We start from the raw sequence: 18271 nt of genomic DNA, 5'->3' as shown, positions 1-18271 counted from the left end.
GGACGGACGAGCGGACGAGCGGACGAGCGGACGAGCGGACGAGCGGACGAGCGGACGGACGAGCGGACGGACGAGCGGACGGACGAGCGGACGAGCGGACGAGCGGACGGACGAGCCCGGCCGGCGGGCGGGCGCCTCGGCCGCGGCTCCCACTATTCCCGTACCCTTCGCGAAGCTTGCTCTCAGCCGGCGGTGCTGCAATGGACGCCGACCACAGACGGACCGGCACCGGCCGGTCCGGCCGACAGCACGAGGGAGACAGCGATGGCCATGACCTCGCCGCACAGGCCCGGCAGCCGGAAGGTACTGACCGGGATGGACCGGGCGGCGCCAGCCGGTGACCGGCCGGATCCGGACAGACCGGTAGCCACTGGTCAGAGCCCGTTGATCTTCCTCCGACCTGATCGGATCATCAGCGACACCGAGCCGCTCGCCGTCGCCGACCGGGGCCGGTGGAGGTACCTGCGGGCAGCCTGACCGCCGTCGGCGTGCCGGTGGTCGCAGGGCGCGCTCGGGTTGACCGCGCCGGTCCCGCCGCGGGTGGTCATCACCCGACGCGAACGCTCAGGTCCAGGCGTTCGGGTCGGCGACCAGCTCGGTGACCCGGTCGGGCAACCGGCCGCTGGCCACGTCGGCGACGCTGACCAGTTCGAGGATCTCCCGCTCACTGGCCCGCAGGGCGATCCAGACCTCCTGGAGCGAGCGGGCCGCGCCCTGGTAACCGAGATCCTCGGGGCGCTGTCCCCGGATGTGCGCGAGCGGCCCGTCGATCACCCGGATCACGTCGGCGAGCGAGATCTCCGTCGCCTTGCGGGCCAGCCAGTAGCCGCCCTCGGGACCACGCTGGGCGTGCACGATGCCGCCCCGACGCAGTTGCAGCAGGATGCTCTCCAGGAACTTCGGCGGGATCTCCTGGGCACGGGCGATCTGCTCGGCGGTGATCGGGGTCGGGCGCCGGGCGGCCGCGCCCTCGGCGGCGGCGGTGTCGTCCGCCGTGGCGGCGAGTTCGGCCGTCGCGCGCAGCGCGTAGTCGACCCGTGCGGAGAGACGCATGCGGGCAAGGTTAGTCCCCGTGCCGCCCGCTCTCCGGCGGTGGGGGTGCCGGGGCTTCCGGCACGATATCCACCCCGACGGTACGGGTCCGGACCGCCGGATCAGGCGCCGACCCGGCGGAGCAGGCCCTCCTGGACCGAGCTGGCGATCTGGTGACCGTCGACGGTGAACATCCGGCCGGTGGCCAAACCACGGGCGCCGGAGGCGGACGGGCTCCAGCAGTCGTAGAGGAACCACTCGTCGGCCCGGAAGGGGCGGTGGAACCAGAGCGCGTGGTCGAGGCTCGCGCCGACCACGCCGCCGGGGCCCCAGACCTCGCCGTGCACCGAGAGCACCGAGTCCAGCAGGGTCAGGTCCGAGGCGTAGGTCAGCGCGCAGGCGTGCAGCAGCGGGTCGTCGGGGAGCTTGCCGTCGATCCGCATCCAGACCCGCTGGTACGGGTCGGCCGGCCGGTCGCCGGGGCGCACCCAGCCGGGCTCGCCGACGTACCGTACGTCGATCGGGCGCGGGATCAGCGACCAGATGCCGAGCCGCTCCGGAAAGCGGGCGAGCCGGTCGGCCATGGTCGGAACCTCGTCCGGGCCCGGCACGTCCGGCGGGACCGGGGCCTGGTGGTCCAGGCCCTCCTCGTGCCGCTGGAACGAGGCGGACATGAAGAAGATCGTCTTGCCGTGCTGTCTGGCCACCGACCGCCGGACCGAGAAGGAACGGCCGTCGCGGATCCGCTCGACCTGGTAATCGATCGGCTCGGCCGGGTCGCCGGGGCGGACGAAGTATCCGTGCAGCGAGTGCACCACCCGGCTCGGGTCGACGGTCCGGCCGGCGGCCACCAGTGCCTGGCCGGCGACCTGACCGCCGTACACCCGTTGCGGGCCGACCGGCGGGCTCATCCCGCGGAAGGTCATCTCGTCGGTCTGGCTCAGGTCGAGCACCTCGAGGAGTTGATCGACCGCGACCTGCCCACCGACCGGCCCGCCGGAGGTCACTGCAGAGCCCGTGCCGCCGCCGCGTCGACCAGGGATCCGAGCTGGTGCACCCGGAGGGTGTTGGTGAAGCCCGGGGTGCCGGGCGGGCTGCCCGCCACGATCACCACGTAGTCGCCCGGGTTGCCCCGGCCGAGGCCGAGCAGCGCCTGGTCGACCTGACGGAACATGTCGTCGGTGTGCTGCACGAACGGCATCAGGAAGGTCTCCACGCCCCAGGCGAGGGCGAGCTGGTCGCGCACCTCGGGGACCGGGGTGAAGGCGAGCAGCGGCAGGTCGCAGTGGAGCCGGGAGAGCCGGCGCACGGTGTCGCCGGTCTGCGAGAAGGCGACCAGGGCCTTGGCGCCGATGTTGCGGGCGATCTGCGAGGCGGCCACGGTGAGCGCGCCGCCGTGCGTACGCGGGTCGTGCTGGAGCCGGGGCACGCCGATCGAGCCGGACTCGGTGGTGGTGACGATCTTGGCCATGGTGCTCACGGTGAGCACCGGATACTTGCCGACGCTGGTCTCACCGGAGAGCATCACCGCGTCGGCGCCGTCGAGCACCGCGTTCGCGACGTCGGACGCCTCGGCCCGGGTCGGGCGCGAGTTCTCGATCATCGAGTCGAGCATCTGGGTGGCCACGATGACCGGGCGGGCGTTCTCCCGGCAGAGCTGCACGGCGCGCTTCTGCACCAGCGGGACCTGGTCGAGCGGGAGCTCGACGCCGAGATCGCCCCGGGCCACCATGACGCCGCCGTCGAACGCGGCCACGATCGCCTCGAGGTGGTCCACCGCCTCCGGCTTCTCCACCTTGGCCATGACCGGCCGGTGGACGCCGACCTCCTGCATGATGTTGTGCGCGAGCTTGATGTCGTCGGCGGTGCGGACGAAGGACATCGCGACCATGTCGACGCCGAGGCCGAGCGCGAAGCGGAGGTCCTCGGCGTCCTTCTCCGACATCGCCGGCACGCTCACCGCGACGTTCGGCAGCGAGACGCCCTTGTTGTTGGAGACCACGCCACCCTCGGTGACCAGGACCCGGATGTCGTTGCCCTCGACCGAGCTGACCTCCAGCGCGACCCGGCCGTCGTCGACCAGCAGCCGGTCGCCGGGGCGGACCTCCTGGGGCAGCTTGGAGTAGGTGCAGGAGACCCGGTCACGAGTGCCGACGATGTCGTCCCCGGTGATCACGACGGAGTCGCCGGTGCGCCACTCGTGCGGGCCGTCGGCGAATCGGCCGAGACGAATCTTGGGACCCTGCAGGTCGGCCAGGATCGCGACCGCTTTCCCGGTCGCCTGTGCGGCCTGTCGGACCAGGTGAAAGACCTGCTCGTGGTCGGCGTGGCTGCCATGGCTGAAGTTCAGCCGGGCCACGTCCATGCCAGCCTCTACGAGACCTCGGATGCGTTCCGGGGACGAGGTCGCGGGGCCAAGCGTGCAGACGATTTTCGCGCGGCGTGTCACGCCCATCAGGCTAGTCTCTCTCCCAGATCGGTCCACGGGCCGACCCTGTCGGATTCTCGAATATTCGTCCAACGTCGCGCGGGGCGCAGGTGTCCGGCGGGTGTCGTCTCGCCGATCGACGTCGGGTGGCGGGCATCAGCGACCGCGCGTCGGGAAGCGTACCGCCGTCACCCCGGCCGCGACACGTCCGGGCTTCCCCCGGGGCAACCTGACCCCGAGACACCGGCCCGCCCCCGCCCTCGCCACGGTCTCGCACCACTGTCTCCCACCACGCTCACCCTCGCGCCCGCCACCCGCCACCCGCCCGCGACCCGCCCGCCACCCGCTCGTCACCCGGCGCGCCGCACGCTCGCGCGCTCGCAATTCAGGCTAGTCGCCTCTAAGCGACAAACCTCCTCTTACTCATTCATTTCAGACAGGAATCGATGAGCGTCTTGACGCCCGGAAACACCGGCGCAACACTCGTCGGGAGAGCGCTCTCACACCGCCCGATCACCCGCAAGGCGCGGGCTGACCATCGGTTCCACCCGGTGGCCGGCCGTCCCCACCCAGTCCGGCACCACGCCCGGACTGGGCGCCCCACCGCGCCCTCATCCCCCGACAGGTGGGCCCCATGGAAGTTCCTCGTCGCAGCCGCCGTACCCTCTCCGCCCGATCCCGCTGGAGCTTGTCCGCCGTACTGGCCGCCGCGCTGCTGGCACCCGTACCGTTTGTCCTCGCGCCGACCGCCGTCCAGGCCGCGCCGACCCTGATCTCGCAGGGCAAGCCGGCCACCGCCTCGTCCACCGAGGGCGGCGGCTTCCCCGCCACGGCCGCGGTCGACGGCAACGCCGGCACCCGCTGGTCCAGCGCGTTCAGCGACCCGCAATGGCTCCAGGTCGACCTCGGCGCCACCGCCACCCTGAGCCAGGTCGTGCTCAACTGGGAGGCCGCCGCCGGCCGGGCCTTCCAACTCCAGACCTCGGCCACCGGCGGCGCGCCCTGGACCACGATCTACTCCACCACCACCGCCACCGGCGGCGTGCAGACCATCCCGGTCACCGGCAGCGGACGCTACGTCCGGATGTACGGCACCGCCCGGACCACCGGCTACGGCTACTCGCTCTGGGAGTTCCAGGTGTACGGCGAGTTCGGCACCGTCCCGCCGACCACCCCGCCCACCACGCCGCCGACAACCGGTACCCCGGTCGAACCGACCGACCCGCGCAACCCGAACTTCGGGCCGAACACGTTTGTCTTCGACCCGTCAACGCCGACCTCGACCATCCAGGGCCGGTTGAACACGATCTTCACCCAGCAGGAGGAGAACCAGTTCGGTCCGGAGCGGTACGCGGTGCTGTTCAAGCCGGGCACCTACACCGCCGACGTCAACCTGGGCTTCTTCACCCAGGTCGCCGGGCTCGGCTTCTCCCCCGACGACGTGAACCTCAACGGGCACGTACGGGCCGAGGCGTTCTGGTTCGGTGGCAACGCGACGCAGAACTTCTGGCGGGCGGCGGAGAACCTCTCGGTGACCCTGCCGGCCGGGGTGACGGTGGAACGCTGGGCGGTGTCGCAGGCCGCCCCGTACCGCCGGATGCACCTGCGCGGGGCGCAGAACCAGATCCAGCTCTGGAACGGCGGCGACGGTTGGTCCAGCGGCGGGCTGATGGCCGACACCCGGATCGACGGCCTGGTGGTCAGCGGCTCGCAGCAGCAGTGGTACTCGCGCAACAGCGAGTTCGGCAACGGCTGGACCGGCTCGGTGTGGAACATGGTCTTCCAGGGTGTGGTCGGCGCCCCGGCGCCGAACTTCCCCAACCCCTCGCACACCGTCATCGGCACCACCCCCACCGTGCGGGAGAAGCCCTTCCTGTACGTCGACGGCAGCGGTGAGTACCGGGTCTTCGTGCCGGCGCTGCGGCAGAACAGCTCGGGCACCACCTGGTACAACAAGACCCCGGCGGGTAGCTCGACCTCGCTGAGCCAGTATTTCATCGTCCGGCAGGGCACCCCGGCGTCGACCATCAACGCCGCCCTGGCCCAGGGCAAGGACCTGCTCTTCGCCCCGGGCGTGCACCGGATCAACGACACCATCCGGATCACCCGACCCAACACCGTCGTGCTCGGTCTCGGCCTGGCCACGATCGAGCCGCAGGGCGGCGTCACCGCGATGACCGTCGCCGACGTGGACGGGGTGAAGGTCGCCGGCATCATGTTCGAGGCCGGCACCACCAACTCCAACATCCTGATGGAGGTCGGCCCGACCGGCTCCAGCGCGGACCACGCGGCCAACCCGACCTCGCTGCACGACGTCTTCTTCCGGATCGGTGGCGCGGTCGCCGGCAAGGCCACCAACAGCCTGGTGATCAACAGCGACGACGTGATCGGCGACCACATGTGGCTCTGGCGGGCCGACCACGGCAACGCCGGCACGTACGGGTGGACGGTCAACCCGGCCGACACCGGGCTGGTGGTCAACGGCGACGACGTCACCATGTACGGCCTCTTCGTCGAGCACTACCAGAAGTACCAGACCATCTGGAACGGCGAGCGGGGCCGGACGTACTTCTACCAGAACGAGATGCCGTACGACCCGCCGAACCAGGCGGCCTGGATGAACGGTTCAACCAGGGGCTACGCCGCGTACAAGGTGGCCGACGCGGTCAACACGCACGAGGCGTGGGGACTCGGCAGCTACTGCTACTTCAACGTGAACCCGGCGGTGGTCGGTGAACGCTCCTTCGAGGTGCCGAACAAGACCGGCGTCCGGTTCCGCAACATGGTCTCGGTCTCGCTCGGCGGCGTCGGCACCATCAACCGCGTCATCAACAACACCGGCGGACCCGCCAACCAAGCCACCCAAACCATCTACGTAGTCAACTACCCCTAACCCCCACTCCCCCCGCTCCCCCTCCCCCTCCTCGCGCCGTTGCCCCACCCCGCTCCGTTGATCTAGGGCAAATCCACGTTGGATGTTCTCCCTTCGACGCGGATTTGCCCTAGATCGGCGAGTACGAAGGCGCGGGGGGCGGGGTGGGGATCAGGTGGCGGTGCAGGTGGGGGTGGGGGAGGTGTTGGTGCCGGTGTGGGAGCCGAGGAAGCCGAAGGTGGTGCTGGCGCCGGCGGCGAGGGTGCCGTTGTAGGCGACGTTGGTGGCGGTCACGGCGCTGCCGGCGGAGCTGATGGTGGCACCCCAACTCGACCCGACCGACTGGCCGTTGGGCCAGGTCCAGGTCACCCGCCAAGCACTGATCGCGGCACTGCCGGCGGTCACCCGTACGTCACCCTGGAAGCCGCCGGACCACTGGCCGGTGACGGTGTAGGTGGCGGTGCAGCCGCGCGGCGTACCCGGGGTGGTGGCCGGTGGTGTGGTCGGGGCCGGGGTGGCGGTCCGGGTCGGGGTCGGCGTCGGGGTGACCGGGGTACGGGTCGGCGTCGGCGTCGCCGTAGGCGTCGGTCCGGAACCACCGGGGAAGATGACGTCGCTGCACCAGTAGTACGACTGGTCCATGTGGCTGGCCTGCCAGATCGTGAAGACGACGTGCCGACCGGTCCGCCCCGGCGCGGAGACGTTGATCGAGTTGGAGACGCCGTTGAGCGCCGGGTCGTTGGTCCGGGTTCCCGAACCGGGGGGAATGACCCCGGTCTGCGCCACCTGTTGCAGGTCGGCCCAGCGCAATGGTTGGGTGAGCGGGTTGTAGCCCTGCCGGGAGACGTACACCCGGTAGTAGTCGGCGCCGTGCAGGGCCTGGTCGTGCACGGTGAGGGTGAAGTTGTTGTTCACCGAGGCGGCCCGCCAGGCACCGGGGGTGTCCATCGCCGCGTAGCGGGGACCACCGGTACGCCCGCCGCTGCACAGTTGTCCGTCCGGGATCGCGGCCTGGTGGTTGCCGGCGACGCCCTCGCGGTAGAGGCCGTTCCAGTTCCACATGCCGTTCGGGTCGTTCTGCCACGCCTGCCAGCACATCGGGTCCTGGGTGGCCATTTCCGGCGCCTGGAAGTTGCCGCCCCAGCGCTGCCAGCAGCCGTAGTTGCGGGAGGGCGGGGTGATCGTCGAGCCGTGCGCCGAGGCGGTGCCGACCAGGGCGGTGGCGAGCAGCAGCAGGGTGCCCGCGGCGACGGCGAGCACGCGGGTGATCGGTGGTCGGGTGGATTGGGGCATCGAGGGCTCCCGGGGTAGAGATCGGCGTCGAGCGGAGTACGCGGGAGACTGCCCGTCACTCCCGCGCCGGCTAACGTGGCTCCCGCACCGGCCCCACCAGCAGATTCACACAGCTCGATACCGTCCGTCAATAGTTGAGAATCACAACTAAGGGCGGCGCCTTCGGACGGGCGCCGGACGGTCACGGTGCTGGCACTGGCCCTGCCGGTGGGACTCTGGTGGACGTACTTCACCGACACCGGGGCGGCGGAGAAGGCGCTGGCGGGCGCCGAGGACGGACCTCGGTCCCGGCTCGCCATCCGGATCGGCTTCACCCACGTACCGCTGCTGCTCGGCATCGTGATCACGGCCGCCGGGATCCACGCCGTGGTGGCGCACCCGGGCCACCACTCGTCCTGGGGTTCGGCCCTGGCACTGGCCGGCGGCGTCGCGCTCTACCTGGTCGGAGTCGCCACGACCCGGCTCGCGGTACCGGCCGGGCCGCCGTGGAGCAGGCTGGTCACCGCCACCCTGGTGCTCGCCACCGTGCCGGTCGGCAGCTTCGGGACCTCCGCACTGCACCTCGTCGCCGTGGTGGCGGTGCTGACCGCGATGCTCCTGCTCGACCGCCTTCGAGGCGCCCGGACCACGGCACCGCCCACCCTTACCGAAGGGCCGAGGAAAGAGACTGCTCACGGGGGAAGACAACCTCGATGACGAGGCCGCCGCCGGGGCGGGGTCGGGCCGTGAGGGTGGCGTCGTGGGCCCGGGTGATGGCGCGGACAATGGCGAGGCCGAGGCCGTGGTGGGGGCCGTCGGCCGTACGGCGAAGGCGCTGGAAGGGCTCGAAGAGCCGGTCGATCTGGTCACCGGGAATGACCTCGCCGGTGTTGGCGACGGTGAGGACCGCCCACCCCGGTCTGTGGTGGACACTGACCTCGACCGTGCCGCCGGGCACGTTGTGGTGGAGGGCGTTGTCGCACAGGTTGACCAGCAGGCGGCCGAGCAGCACCGGATCGCCGGAGATCCGTGCGGGCCGCAGGGACGTTTCGATCCGCAGGCCGCGCTGGTCGGCCTCGGGGGCGCGCTCGCGCAGGGCCAGTTCCGCCAGGCCGGCGAGGTCGACCAATTCGTCCGTGATGCCGCCCTGCTCGCTGCTGGCCAGGGCGAGTAGCGATTCGAGGAGCCGGCCGCGCTGGTCGCTGATCTCCAGAAGCCGTTCGAAGTTGGCACGGAACACCGCCACGTCGGCGTCCGGGTCGATCAGCGGTTCCTCCAGCAGGAGGCGTTCGACGGTCAACGGCGTGCGCATCTCGTGGGCGGCGTTGGCGACGAACCGTTGGTGCGCGTCGAGTGCGCTTTCGAGGCGTCCGAGCAGTCCGTCGACGGTGTCGGCGAGGTCTTTCAGTTCGTTGGGACGGCCGGGCAGGGCGAGCCGTTCGTGCACGTTGCGTTCGGAGATCCGGCGCAGGTGTTCGGTCATGGTCAGGACCGGACGCAGGACGCGACCGGCGATCAACCATCCGAGCAACAGCGAGATGACGGCCATGATCGCGAGCGCGATGAAGGGCTGGACGGCCGTACCGGTGTCGTCGACCGACGGTGCGGTGGCCGGGAGGGCGAGGCCCGCGTCCAGGCCCGCCGTGGGTGCGGCTGGGGGTAGGGCCGGGATCGGCGGGACGGGCGGGGTCATGGTGCGGGTCAGGCCCCACATGATCACCAGGAGGACAGCGCTCGACATCACCGAGACCAGGCAGTAGAGCAGGGTCAGTCGGAGCCGGAGTGGTCGCATCATGATCAGATCCGGTACCCGGCGCGGGCGACCGTCTCGATCACCGGTGGGTCGCCGAGTTTGGCACGCAACCGGTTCACCGTGGTCTTGACCGTGGTGGTGAACGGGTCGGCCGCCTCGTCCCAGACCTTGTCGAGCAGTTCCTCGGCGGACACCACCCGGCCGCCGGAGCCCATCAGGTATTCAAGCACGGCGAACTCCTTGGGGCTCAACGGCAGGCGGGCGCCGGCCCGGGTCGCGGTCCGCTGTGCCGGGTCGAGGCGCAGGTCGCCCTGCACCAGGACGAGCGGTGTGGCGGGCTGGGCGCGGCGGGACACCGCCCGGACCCGGGCCACCAGTTCGGCCAGGGCGAACGGTTTCGACAGGTAGTCGTCGGCGCCGAGGCCGAGGCCCTCGACCCGCTCGGCGACGGTGCCGGCGGCGGTCAGCATGAGCACCCGGCTCAGCGAGCCGCCGTCGACCAGTGAGCGGCACACGTCGTCGCCGTGCACCACGGGGATATCACGATCAAGAACGACCACGTCGTACGCGGTGACGCTGGTCCTCTCCAGCGCGGACCCGCCGTCGTAGGCGACGTCGACGGCCATGCCCTCGCGGCGAAGCACCCGCGCCACCGAATCGGCGATGTCCGGCTGATCCTCGACCACCAGTACCCGCATCACGCACCTCCCGCACCGACGCTAACGGCGACCCGGTCACAGCCCGGTGTCAACGGCGCGCACCGGGCTGTGACCGTTCGCCGTCTACAAATCTCGCTGTCGGCACTCTCCCAACCAGACAGGAGAAGAACGACATGACCATGGTCATCAAAGCCCAGGCGCTCAGCAAACGCTATCGGCACCGGCTGGCGCTGGACGGCTGCGACCTCGACGTACCGGCCGGGCGCATAGTCGGCCTGGTCGGCCCGAACGGTGCCGGCAAGTCGACCTTGCTCGGATTGGTCTCCGGCATGATCGCGCCGACTGGCGGCAGCATCGAGGTGCTCGGGCAGCGACCGGCGGCCAGCGCCGAACGACTGTCCCGGGTCGGGTTCGTCGCCCAGGACGCGCCGGTCTACACCCGCCTCACAGTGGGGGAACACCTGGAACTCGGCGCCCGACTCAACCCGAGATGGGACGCCGAACTCGCGGTACGGCGCCTCCGCGAGCGTGGGCTGGACCTGGGGCAGAAGGCCGGGTCGCTCTCCGGTGGCCAGCGTGCCCAACTCGCCCTCGCGATGGCCGCGGCGAAGCGGGGTGAGCTGCTCGTCCTCGACGAGCCGGTGGCCGCCCTCGACCCGCTCGCCCGGCACGGGTTCATGCGGGACCTGCTCGACCTCGCCGACGAACTCAAGGTCAGCGTGGTGCTGTCGTCGCACCTGCTCGGCGATCTCGAACAGGTGTGTGACCACCTGATCGTGCTCGCCAACGGACGGGTACAGCTCGCCGGCGACGTGTCCGACCTGCTCGCCGTCCACTACCGGGTCACCGGCCTGCCGGTCGGGGCCGAACTGGTGCACACCGAGCAGAGCCAGGGCAGAACGTCGATGATCGTGCGGTCGGGCGAGCCGGTTCGCGGTGGTGCGGCGGTCGGCCTCGAGGAGATCGCTCTCGCCTATCTGACCAGGGCCGCGAACGGGACGGGAGCGCACCGGTGATCTGGTTGACCCTGCGGCAGTTCCGGGCCCATCTCCTGGCGGCGTTCGGCGCGCTGGCGTTGCTGGCGCTCTATCTCGTCCGGCTCGGCGGTGAAATCCGTGACTTCTACGACACACGAATCACCGGATGTACGGGCCACGCGTGCTTCGTGGCGCGGATGGAGCTGCGTTCGCTCTACGACGACCAGGTTCAGCTCACGGGGGTGATGCTGATCGCCGTACCCGCGCTGATCGGAATCTTCTGGGGTGCGCCCCTCGTGACGCGCGAACTCGAGGAACGCACCGACCGCCTGGTCTGGAACCAGAGCGTCACCCGTAGCCGCTGGTTGGTGGTGAAACTCGGGCTGATCAGCCTGATCGGTGCAGTGGTGACCGGCCTGTTCAGTCTGCTGCTGACCTGGAGTGCCAGCCGGTACGACGAGGTGGTCGGAGAACGGTTCGCGGCCGTGTTCTTCGGCGCACGCAACATCGTCCCGATCGGGTACGGGCTGTTCGCGTTCGTTCTCGGCACGGTCGTGGGCATGATCGTACGGCGCACCCTGCCGGCCATGACGATCACGCTGACCGTCTTCGCGGCGATACAGCTACTGGTCCCGATGGCCGTACGCCAGAATCTGATGCCCCCGGTGACGGAGACCGTGACCATCGACGCCTCCGTCCTCGAACGCGGGGTCGGCCTCAGCCTGGAGACTGACAACACGTTCACCATTCGGGGTTACAACGTTCCCGGCGGCTGGGAACTGGCAGACTCCGCGCGGATTTTCAGGCCGGACGGCACCCCATTCACCGGCACGGACGCGAGCCCGTGCATCGCGCTCGGCCCGGACCAGGAGGCCGGCAACAACTGCATCGCGGCGCAGAACCCGCACTTCACGCACACCTACCAGCCCGGCGGCCGCTACTGGGCGTTCCAGTGGATCGAACTGTCGCTGTACCTGGCTCTCTCCCTGATGCTGGCCGGTTTCGGCTTCCTCCGGTTCCGGGTACGACAATGATCCCAAGCCTGCTTCCCAGCGAGTCCGCTCAGCGCGCCATCTCCCGAAGCCGTGGTGGCGTTTGATCAGCCCGCCGCGAGCGCCGCCCGGAGCAAGTCCCGGGTCGACCCGTCGAAGGCGACCAGACGAATCCGTTCGACCCGCGACGGGGTGGCCCGGATCGTCTCCACCGCGATCCGGGCCGCAAGCTCGGACGGAAAGCCGTAGACACCGGTGGCGATGGCCGGAAACGCCACACTCTGGGCAGCCAACTCGTCGGCCACCTGCAACGATCGGCGGTAACAGGAGGCGAGCAGCTCCGCCTCACCCTGGTCGCCGCCCTCCCAGACCGGGCCTACCGTGTGGATCACGTGGCGTACCGGTGGGTCGAGGTCGAAGGCGGGCGTCGCCTTCGCGTCCCCCGGATCGCAGGGCGCGATCGCCGCGCCCGCCTCGGCCAGGCGCGGTCCCGCCGCCCGGTGGATCGCACCGTCCACCCCACCACCGCCGAGCAGCGACTCGTTTGCCGCGGTCACCACGGCGTCCACATTCTCCGCAAGAATGTCACCCTGTACGACTTCGATCGTGGCCATCCACGAATGATGGCACCGGGGCCCACGGGGAGCACACCGATGTTCGGAATCCAGCCGCTCAATCCCGCCACACTGCCGGCGGCGACCGGCAACTACACCCACGGGACCCTGGTCACCGACGCGAAACGGCTGCTCTTCGTCAGCGGTCAGGTGCCCTGGTCGGACGCCGACGGCCGAGTGCCCGAGGACTTCGACACCCAGTGCCGACTCGTCTGGCGCAACGTGCTCGCCGTGCTCGCCGAGGCGGGGATGGGCATCGAGAACCTCGCCAAGCTGACCATCTACCTCTCCGACCGACGCTACCGCGAGGCGAACAGCCGGATCCGACACGAGATCCTCGGCAACCACACCCCCGCCCTCACCATCATCATCACCGACATCTACAGCGAAGACTGGCTCCTAGAAATCGAAGCCACAGCCGCCGCCGCTGGGTAAGGAAGGGCCCCTTGTTATCGCTTTTTGTATAGGAAGGGCCCCCTCCTAACACTCGTGCCGGGGACGCGGCGGGCCGGCGGGGACCGGCGCCGACTACACCGCGTGCGGCAGGGTGGTGGGAAGCTCCAGGGCGCCGGCATGTCTGCCGTCGAGTAGGTCGGCGCCGAGCGGGGTGAGCGTGTGTAGGACAGCCCTGCCCCGCCGGCTGGTGCTCAGCAGTCCGGCCTGCCGGAGCACGGTGGCGTGCTCGCTCGCGTTGGCCAACGACACCCCGAGCCGGCCGGCGAGCTGCCCCGTGGTGCAGGCGCCCTGCCCGACCACGTCGAGCGCGTTGGCCCTGGTACGGCCAAGCAGTGCGGCCAGCGCCCTCGATACCGTCCCCGCGTCCGGAGGGGTCAGCACCGAGGTGGCGTCGGCGACGGTCCGCAGCACCGGGACGACCAGGATCGCCGGTGCCCGGTCGTCGACCGCGTTCGTGAAGAGGCTGGGCGTGGTCTGGCAGAACACCGACGGCACCAAGACCAGACCCCGCCTGGACAGCTCCAGATCGGTCACGGGTCCGCCCCGCCCGACGGCGAGGACCGGCGAGCGCCAGTGGAATCCCGGCGGCAGCAGGGCGAACATCGCCTCCACCCCGTACGCGGCCAGGGCTCGGGCGTAGCCCGTGTGCTCCGCCTGGAGCCGTGACCGGATCCTCGGCCAGTACGGCGCGATCGCGACCCGGTGATACTCGTGCAGGAACCGCACCAGCTCGCGCCGGTCGCCCCGGTCACGCGCCGGAGCACCGAGCGTGCGGCCACCGGGCCGCCGGTTCGCGTACCCCTGTTGGTGACGGAACGATGACGCCGCGCCGACCAGCTCCGATCGCTGCTGGTCGGAACGGGCACGCAGCAGCGCCTCCACTCCCTCGTTCAACGAGGTCGTCGGGCCGATGACCGTGAACAGGTCGAGAACCGTCTCGTCGAACATGGCGGCAGCCGGGTGAGCGGTGACATTCGACGTACGGCGTACCCGTTCGCGCCAGCCGGCGAACAGGCCCGGCGTTGCATTTTGCTGCAATGTCATCAGACTGAAAAATGTCTCGCCCAATGGCCCCCAGGTCACCGCCACACGCGTCCTGACCAGGTCGTCCGCAGAGAGATGGATATGCAGCACGATTGCCCCCCGTTGGCTGGCGTGCCGAAAAGTTGGCCAAGTATTAGCCGCTCCAAGGTGTAGCGACAAGGGTGTCGCGCGACCACATTCCGGCGTGACGTTTCAACCCGTCACCCGATCCGACGCTACGCCCCGACCATTCAAGACGATCCCCCCGACGGTGTCCGAGACACTGTCCCGGACACCGTTTCAGGGCAGGATTTCGGCCAGAAGCGAACAGTTCGGACGCCCTCGGACCGTCGACTCAAGCCGACCACCCGATCACTGACAGCTACGCCGCCAACGCGAGACTCCTCAGGTGAAGGCGGTGGAACGTTCGATCACAGCCTCAACCTTGTCGAGATAGTTGAACCACCACTCGCCCTGGTCCGGCTTCGACACGGTCGTCAACAGGTTGGCCGCCGTCAGGTACGGCACAACCACCAGCGCCTGCGGGGACAACACCTTCGCCATCGGCTCGGTCCTGACCACGGCCCCGAGATAGGCATGCACCTCGCTCTGCGCCAGGTCCACCCACGCCTCCTGGTCGCTGACACTGTTCGCGAGGTCGGTGAGTTGGCCTCCGGACGGCTTGCCCGAATGGATGTCGAGGACGATAAAGGCCGTGATCGCCACGAGCAGTTCCAAGGCTTTGCCGGAGAGTCCAGCCTCCGCGACCCGCACGAGGCCGGCTTCGAACCTACGCTGATCCTGCTTCACAGCGGCATCAAGAGCCTCCCGGACCAGCGCCTCCACACGATCGTCAATCTTCATTCTTGCCTCGCCTATTCCTCGCTCGCCGTGCCTTGAAGCACCCGCCGCCGCGACCGCAAGCATGGAGCACCCCGATGGTCTCGGCGAGAGCCGGCAGAAGCTCCTGGGGGTTGCGTAGGCCCGCGCCAGTATGCAGCGGTCTCGGTGAACTCTCGGAAACCGTCGACGTTGCGGGCGTGGCGTCGAGCAGGTACACGATCGGAACACTGCAAGCAGGACTGACCGGGTGTACTCGATCCGGTACGGTCAGCTCGGGGAAGGACGACCGAGACCGGGGAGGACGAGACAATGGCGTCGATCGAAGAGATCAAGGCCGGGGTAGCCCGATTCAGCAGCGAGACCAGCCAGCAGGCGGCCACCATCAGGGGCATCGCCGACTCACTGGAACAGACCACCGCGCTACTGCGCGGCCTCACCCAGGGCACCAGCCACTCCCGGGTCGGTGAGGCGCTGTCCCGGATGGAACAGGCAAAGCAGAAACTGCACGAGGCGACGACGCTCGCCCAGGGCGCGGTCGAGGCCACCAACAGCTACGCCGCCAGCTTCTGACCCAAGGGGTACGTCATGCCAACCGTCATCGTGCCCGTCGGGCTCTCCATGGGACCGCGCTACCGCTACGTACGCCCACCGGACCCGACGCCGGAGTGCTACGAGATCCACCTCGGCGACGACCTGGTCGAGTTGACCGAGACCGAGGCTGCCGTCTGGGCCGCCGCCTTCGTGGACGCCGAACGTCACGCCAAGCTCGCCGTCAACCGGAAGTCCCTGATCCAGCTCGTCCAGACCGCGCCGAAGCCCGAGCCCCGCGCCGCCGAGATCGTGGACACCCTGATCGCGCGCGGCCTGCTCGTCGAGTTCGACACCGAGGGCAATCTCGAACCCGTCTTCCGCCGCCACAAGCTGCTCCCCTTGGCACAGGGCCTCGGCTCCACCGCCGAAGAGCCACACCTACACCGCATCGGCTTCGCCAGCCAGCCCATTCTGTCCATTCCGAATGCGGTCTACGGCCTGTGGTCGTTCTCGTACCACAGTCACAATCTGTGGGACGCGTGCGCCTTTTATGCCGCAGCGGACGAGGAAGAGTTGGAGCCAGGAGAAGAGCCGCTCGGCTTGACGGCCGAGGACATCGCGAGAGACGTTGCACGCAACCTTCCTTTACTGATTGCTACAACCTGCGCGTTCGTCGATCCGTTGGTACCGAATGAATTGGCGTAGACGGCAGTACCGCGCTGGCGAGCGACCTGAGCGGCCGTTCGCTCGACGGTTCGGCTATGAGACCGTCAAGGAGGGCACAGGCAACCTGGTCCAGCAGGGGGCCATGGGGCTGGGCGCGCTGATCGGGCTTCTCAGTAGCAGATGGGGCATGCCTGCCACCGCCTCTGTGATTACCGGCGCGGTCATCGGCAACGCGGTGGGTTCGATCGGCAAGGGCCTGGTGACCGCCACGGTCGATCATTTTCGCGAACGTCGGGATCAACGCACCGCGACCTCAGGGGCCAGCGCTGGCAGCCGCGGCAATGGCGGTGTTTCTGGCGGCAGCCGTATCAGCGGGGCGAAAGGACTCCGCGCTCGGCGCGGCGCAGCGGGCGGTGCGTCCCTTGATCGCGGGCGAGTGACAGCCAGTGCGTCGGGTGGCATCGCGGGGCAGGTGATCTCGGGAATCGAACAGGTCATCGAACAGGTGGAGCGGACTGCGAAAAAGATCAACGCTGTCGGCACGAGCATGTGGCACAGCCAGGACTCGATGATGGTGCTGCTCTACGGCGGACGGGAGGACGTGGTTCTGCGTACGCACGATGCGCTATCCGAGGCACGGCACCGGATCTCTGAAAGCGCGGTGTTGCTACGGGCGGCCGGCGAAGAGCTGAACGCCTACCGCGCCAGCATCTGACCAACTGCTGTGATCGTCTACTGTCCCCCGCAGGACAGTAACGGCTACAGCTTCAATCAGCGCTCGACAACGAACACTCCCAGACCGTGGACGCCTTCGACGAGGCCCTGGGTCTGGAGGACGAGGATCGCCTGACGTACGACTCCTGCGGACACGCCGTGCTCGGCGCGAAGCGCCGCAGTTGACGGCAGCTTGGTGCCTGGGGCGAGTTCACCGGACGCAATCTGCTCACGGATGAGGTCCGCGAGTTGCGCCCACTTTGGCTTGGCGGGCATCTGGTCTCCCTGGTCTGCATCGCCATTCGATCACACCCGAGTTGCCAGCAACACCGACCAGACTGACGAACCCACCACAAGCGACCCGCCCGGACAGGCATCAGAGGGCACCGAAGCCAGCAGTCAGAAGGTCCTCGCGGCCACGTGGGGCACGAGCCGTGGTGCTGCGTACGGGCGATGCGCTGTCCGAGGCGCGACACCGGGTTTCCGAAAGCGCAGTGCCGCTACGGGGCCGGCGAAGACTTGAACGCCTACCGAGCCAGCCTCTGACGAATCGCTATCGCCACCTGCGTGGCAGCAGATCGCCATAACCCAGTCAGCGCTCCACGACGAAGACGCCTACGCCTTGCACGCCTTCAATCAGACCCTCGGTCCGCAACTTGAAGATCGCCTGTCGAACGACGATCGCGGAGACGCCGTGCTCCTTGCAGAGCTGCGATGTGGACGGCAACTTGTCACCTGGAGCAAGCTCGTGCGCTCGATCTGCAACCGCAGGTGATCGGCGAGCTGCTCCCACTTCGGTTTGGCGGGTATGTTGGTCTCCCTGGTCAGCACCGCCATTCGATCACATTCGAGCTTTGTATAGCAACCGATGACCAAAGGCGCTTGCTTTACATAGCCCATGCAAAGCTGTTCCCGCCGGCTCCCTGGTCAGCAACCCGGAGTTGGTCCCCACCGCACACAGAGCCCGGCCGATCGGTTCCCCCTGGTCGGCCGGGTGCGTGAACCTGCCCGCACGTCAGCGACGGGAGGCACCAACCGGTGAGCACAGCCCCACCCACACCCCAACCCGACCGACCACCACCACCGAGCAACACCGACCAGACTGACGAACCCACTGTGGCGATGTGCTGCCCCCACGCGTGGGTCGCGGATCGCCACGCTTCGGTCAGCGCTCGGCGACAAACACGCCTACCCCGGGTACGCCGACAACCAGCCCCTCGGCTTTGAGGCTGATCATCGCGTTGCGGACGACAATCGCGGAGACGTTGTGCTGCTGGCATAGCTGGGATGTAGACGGCAGCTTGGCGCCGGGCACGAGTTCACCCGACTCAATCTGCTTGCGGATGTATCCCGCGAGTTCGACCCATTTGGCACTCGGTGGCATAGCGGCACTCCCTGGTCAGCACCGCCATTCGATCACCTCGAACCTACGATCGCAA

20 protein-coding genes and 1 pseudogene are annotated in these 18271 nt (G+C 69.0%); 8 read left to right on the top strand and 13 right to left on the bottom strand.

The features are described 5' to 3' along the window. Positions 1-374: 374 nt before the first annotated feature. The 4 genes from ACI2K4_RS17705 to pyk form a co-directional block, all read right to left on the bottom strand. A complete protein-coding gene (locus ACI2K4_RS17705) occupies positions 375-548 on the bottom strand; it encodes a hypothetical protein (RefSeq protein WP_404512562.1) in 174 nt (57 codons plus the stop codon). Between the two features lie 16 nt (positions 549-564). After that, positions 565-1053 (bottom strand): RrF2 family transcriptional regulator, encoded by a 489-nt coding sequence (locus ACI2K4_RS17700; RefSeq protein WP_404512560.1) that lies wholly within the window; start codon positions 1051-1053, stop codon positions 565-567. Positions 1054-1154: 101 nt separating this feature from the next. Beyond that, complete coding sequence (locus tag ACI2K4_RS17695; protein ID WP_404512558.1) at positions 1155-2039, bottom strand: acyl-CoA thioesterase; 885 nt, start codon at positions 2037-2039, stop codon at positions 1155-1157. Beyond that, positions 2036-3487: a pyruvate kinase gene (pyk, locus tag ACI2K4_RS17690; RefSeq protein ID WP_404512556.1), complete on the bottom strand. Its 1452-nt coding sequence runs from the start codon at positions 3485-3487 to the stop codon at positions 2036-2038. Before pyk ends, ACI2K4_RS17695 begins: the two co-directional genes overlap by 4 nt. Positions 3488-4094: 607 nt before the next feature. Between pyk and ACI2K4_RS17685 the strand changes: the two genes are divergently transcribed. Then, entirely contained in the window at positions 4095-6353 is a 2259-nt protein-coding gene (locus tag ACI2K4_RS17685) for a discoidin domain-containing protein (protein ID WP_404512554.1), read from the top strand. Positions 6354-6503: 150 nt separating this feature from the next. On the opposite strand, the gene ACI2K4_RS17680 is transcribed toward ACI2K4_RS17685, so the two are convergent. Then, positions 6504-7625, bottom strand: coding sequence for a lytic polysaccharide monooxygenase (locus tag ACI2K4_RS17680; protein WP_404512552.1), 1122 nt, complete (start codon positions 7623-7625; stop codon positions 6504-6506). A 186-nt stretch (positions 7626-7811) separates the two neighbouring features. Here ACI2K4_RS17680 and ACI2K4_RS17675 point away from each other — a divergent pair, with 186 nt between their 5' ends. Then, complete coding sequence (locus ACI2K4_RS17675) at positions 7812-8321, top strand: low temperature requirement protein A (RefSeq protein ID WP_404512550.1); 510 nt, start codon at positions 7812-7814, stop codon at positions 8319-8321. Here the strand turns inward: ACI2K4_RS17675 and ACI2K4_RS17670 are convergent. Both ACI2K4_RS17670 and ACI2K4_RS17665 read right to left on the bottom strand, forming a co-directional pair. Further along, positions 8269-9399, bottom strand: coding sequence for a sensor histidine kinase (locus tag ACI2K4_RS17670; RefSeq protein WP_404512548.1), 1131 nt, complete (start codon positions 9397-9399; stop codon positions 8269-8271). The two genes, ACI2K4_RS17675 and ACI2K4_RS17670, sit on opposite strands and share 53 nt — an antisense overlap. 2 nt (positions 9400-9401) lie before the next feature. Next, complete coding sequence (locus tag ACI2K4_RS17665) at positions 9402-10055, bottom strand: response regulator transcription factor (RefSeq protein WP_404512546.1); 654 nt, start codon at positions 10053-10055, stop codon at positions 9402-9404. Between the two features lie 134 nt (positions 10056-10189). Between ACI2K4_RS17665 and ACI2K4_RS17660 the strand changes: the two genes are divergently transcribed. Together ACI2K4_RS17660 and ACI2K4_RS17655 are read left to right on the top strand one after the other, a co-directional pair. Then, positions 10190-11032, top strand: a complete 843-nt coding sequence (locus ACI2K4_RS17660) for an ABC transporter ATP-binding protein (RefSeq protein WP_404512544.1) — start codon at positions 10190-10192, stop codon at positions 11030-11032. Beyond that, a complete protein-coding gene (locus tag ACI2K4_RS17655; RefSeq protein WP_404512542.1) occupies positions 11029-12027 on the top strand; it encodes a transmembrane transport protein in 999 nt (332 codons plus the stop codon). The genes ACI2K4_RS17660 and ACI2K4_RS17655 overlap by 4 nt, the downstream gene beginning before the upstream one ends. Positions 12028-12092: 65 nt before the next feature. Here ACI2K4_RS17655 and ACI2K4_RS17650 read toward each other — a convergent pair whose 3' ends face one another. After that, on the bottom strand, positions 12093-12599 hold the full coding sequence (locus tag ACI2K4_RS17650) for an O-acetyl-ADP-ribose deacetylase (protein ID WP_404512540.1): 507 nt from the start codon (positions 12597-12599) through the stop codon (positions 12093-12095). A 39-nt stretch (positions 12600-12638) separates the two neighbouring features. On the opposite strand from ACI2K4_RS17650, the gene ACI2K4_RS17645 reads away from it, so the two are divergent. Further along, the gene (locus tag ACI2K4_RS17645) at positions 12639-13034 is read left to right on the top strand and encodes a RidA family protein (RefSeq protein ID WP_404512538.1); all 396 of its coding nucleotides are present in this window, start codon (positions 12639-12641) and stop codon (positions 13032-13034) included. 93 nt (positions 13035-13127) lie between these two features. Here ACI2K4_RS17645 and ACI2K4_RS17640 read toward each other — a convergent pair whose 3' ends face one another. Together ACI2K4_RS17640 and ACI2K4_RS17635 are read right to left on the bottom strand one after the other, a co-directional pair. Then, complete coding sequence (locus ACI2K4_RS17640; RefSeq protein WP_404512536.1) at positions 13128-14099, bottom strand: ArsR/SmtB family transcription factor; 972 nt, start codon at positions 14097-14099, stop codon at positions 13128-13130. Positions 14100-14483: 384 nt separating this feature from the next. After that, on the bottom strand, positions 14484-14942 hold the full coding sequence (locus ACI2K4_RS17635) for a hypothetical protein (RefSeq protein ID WP_404512534.1): 459 nt from the start codon (positions 14940-14942) through the stop codon (positions 14484-14486). Positions 14943-15230: 288 nt separating this feature from the next. Between ACI2K4_RS17635 and ACI2K4_RS17630 the strand changes: the two genes are divergently transcribed. The 3 genes from ACI2K4_RS17630 (at position 15231) to ACI2K4_RS17620 (ending at position 16833) form a co-directional block, all read left to right on the top strand. Then, entirely contained in the window at positions 15231-15491 is a 261-nt protein-coding gene (locus ACI2K4_RS17630) for a hypothetical protein (protein WP_404512532.1), read from the top strand. A gap of 15 nt (positions 15492-15506) precedes the next feature. After that, entirely contained in the window at positions 15507-16157 is a 651-nt protein-coding gene (locus ACI2K4_RS17625) for a hypothetical protein (protein ID WP_404512530.1), read from the top strand. A 148-nt stretch (positions 16158-16305) separates the two neighbouring features. Next, on the top strand, positions 16306-16833 hold the full coding sequence (locus ACI2K4_RS17620; protein WP_404512528.1) for a hypothetical protein: 528 nt from the start codon (positions 16306-16308) through the stop codon (positions 16831-16833). 56 nt (positions 16834-16889) lie between these two features. Here ACI2K4_RS17620 and ACI2K4_RS17615 read toward each other — a convergent pair whose 3' ends face one another. The 3 genes and pseudogenes from ACI2K4_RS17615 to ACI2K4_RS17605 form a co-directional block, all read right to left on the bottom strand. Further along, positions 16890-17108 carry a winged helix-turn-helix domain-containing protein gene (locus ACI2K4_RS17615; protein ID WP_404512526.1) on the bottom strand — a complete coding sequence of 73 codons (219 nt, stop codon included), beginning with the start codon at positions 17106-17108 and terminating at the stop codon, positions 16890-16892. 316 nt (positions 17109-17424) lie between these two features. Then, positions 17425-17669 (bottom strand): annotated as a pseudogene (locus tag ACI2K4_RS17610) (winged helix-turn-helix domain-containing protein). Between the two features lie 328 nt (positions 17670-17997). Next, the gene (locus ACI2K4_RS17605) at positions 17998-18216 is read right to left on the bottom strand and encodes a winged helix-turn-helix domain-containing protein (protein WP_404512524.1); all 219 of its coding nucleotides are present in this window, start codon (positions 18214-18216) and stop codon (positions 17998-18000) included. Positions 18217-18271 lie beyond the last annotated feature (55 nt).

It is taken from the genome of Micromonospora sp. NPDC050397, assembly GCF_044901685.1.
GTDB lineage: Bacteria > Actinomycetota > Actinomycetes > Mycobacteriales > Micromonosporaceae > Micromonospora_G.
Note: the sequence above shows the minus strand (reverse complement) of the source record. Positions and strands in the feature narration are given on the sequence as shown.

Bases quoted from the DNA above. Each gene is read 5' to 3' on its own strand.
- ACI2K4_RS17640 (WP_404512536.1), bottom strand. From the start codon at position 14,099: ATGACATTGCAGCAAAATGCAACGCCGGGCCTGTTCGCCGGCTGGCGC.
- ACI2K4_RS17635 (WP_404512534.1), bottom strand. From the start codon at position 14,942: ATGAAGATTGACGATCGTGTGGAGGCGCTGGTCCGGGAGGCTCTTGAT.
- ACI2K4_RS17705 (WP_404512562.1), bottom strand. From the start codon at position 548: ATGACCACCCGCGGCGGGACCGGCGCGGTCAACCCGAGCGCGCCCTGC.
- ACI2K4_RS17645 (WP_404512538.1), top strand. From the start codon at position 12,639: ATGTTCGGAATCCAGCCGCTCAATCCCGCCACACTGCCGGCGGCGACC.
- ACI2K4_RS17620 (WP_404512528.1), top strand. From the start codon at position 16,306: ATGCCTGCCACCGCCTCTGTGATTACCGGCGCGGTCATCGGCAACGCG.
- ACI2K4_RS17685 (WP_404512554.1), top strand. From the start codon at position 4,095: ATGGAAGTTCCTCGTCGCAGCCGCCGTACCCTCTCCGCCCGATCCCGC.
- ACI2K4_RS17700 (WP_404512560.1), bottom strand. From the start codon at position 1,053: ATGCGTCTCTCCGCACGGGTCGACTACGCGCTGCGCGCGACGGCCGAA.
- ACI2K4_RS17605 (WP_404512524.1), bottom strand. From the start codon at position 18,216: ATGCCACCGAGTGCCAAATGGGTCGAACTCGCGGGATACATCCGCAAG.
- ACI2K4_RS17665 (WP_404512546.1), bottom strand. From the start codon at position 10,055: ATGCGGGTACTGGTGGTCGAGGATCAGCCGGACATCGCCGATTCGGTG.
- ACI2K4_RS17615 (WP_404512526.1), bottom strand. From the start codon at position 17,108: ATGCCCGCCAAGCCAAAGTGGGCGCAACTCGCGGACCTCATCCGTGAG.
- ACI2K4_RS17660 (WP_404512544.1), top strand. From the start codon at position 10,190: ATGACCATGGTCATCAAAGCCCAGGCGCTCAGCAAACGCTATCGGCAC.
- ACI2K4_RS17650 (WP_404512540.1), bottom strand. From the start codon at position 12,599: ATGGCCACGATCGAAGTCGTACAGGGTGACATTCTTGCGGAGAATGTG.
- ACI2K4_RS17680 (WP_404512552.1), bottom strand. From the start codon at position 7,625: ATGCCCCAATCCACCCGACCACCGATCACCCGCGTGCTCGCCGTCGCC.
- pyk (WP_404512556.1), bottom strand. From the start codon at position 3,487: ATGGGCGTGACACGCCGCGCGAAAATCGTCTGCACGCTTGGCCCCGCG.
- ACI2K4_RS17670 (WP_404512548.1), bottom strand. From the start codon at position 9,399: ATGATGCGACCACTCCGGCTCCGACTGACCCTGCTCTACTGCCTGGTC.
- ACI2K4_RS17630 (WP_404512532.1), top strand. From the start codon at position 15,231: ATGGCGTCGATCGAAGAGATCAAGGCCGGGGTAGCCCGATTCAGCAGC.
- ACI2K4_RS17625 (WP_404512530.1), top strand. From the start codon at position 15,507: ATGCCAACCGTCATCGTGCCCGTCGGGCTCTCCATGGGACCGCGCTAC.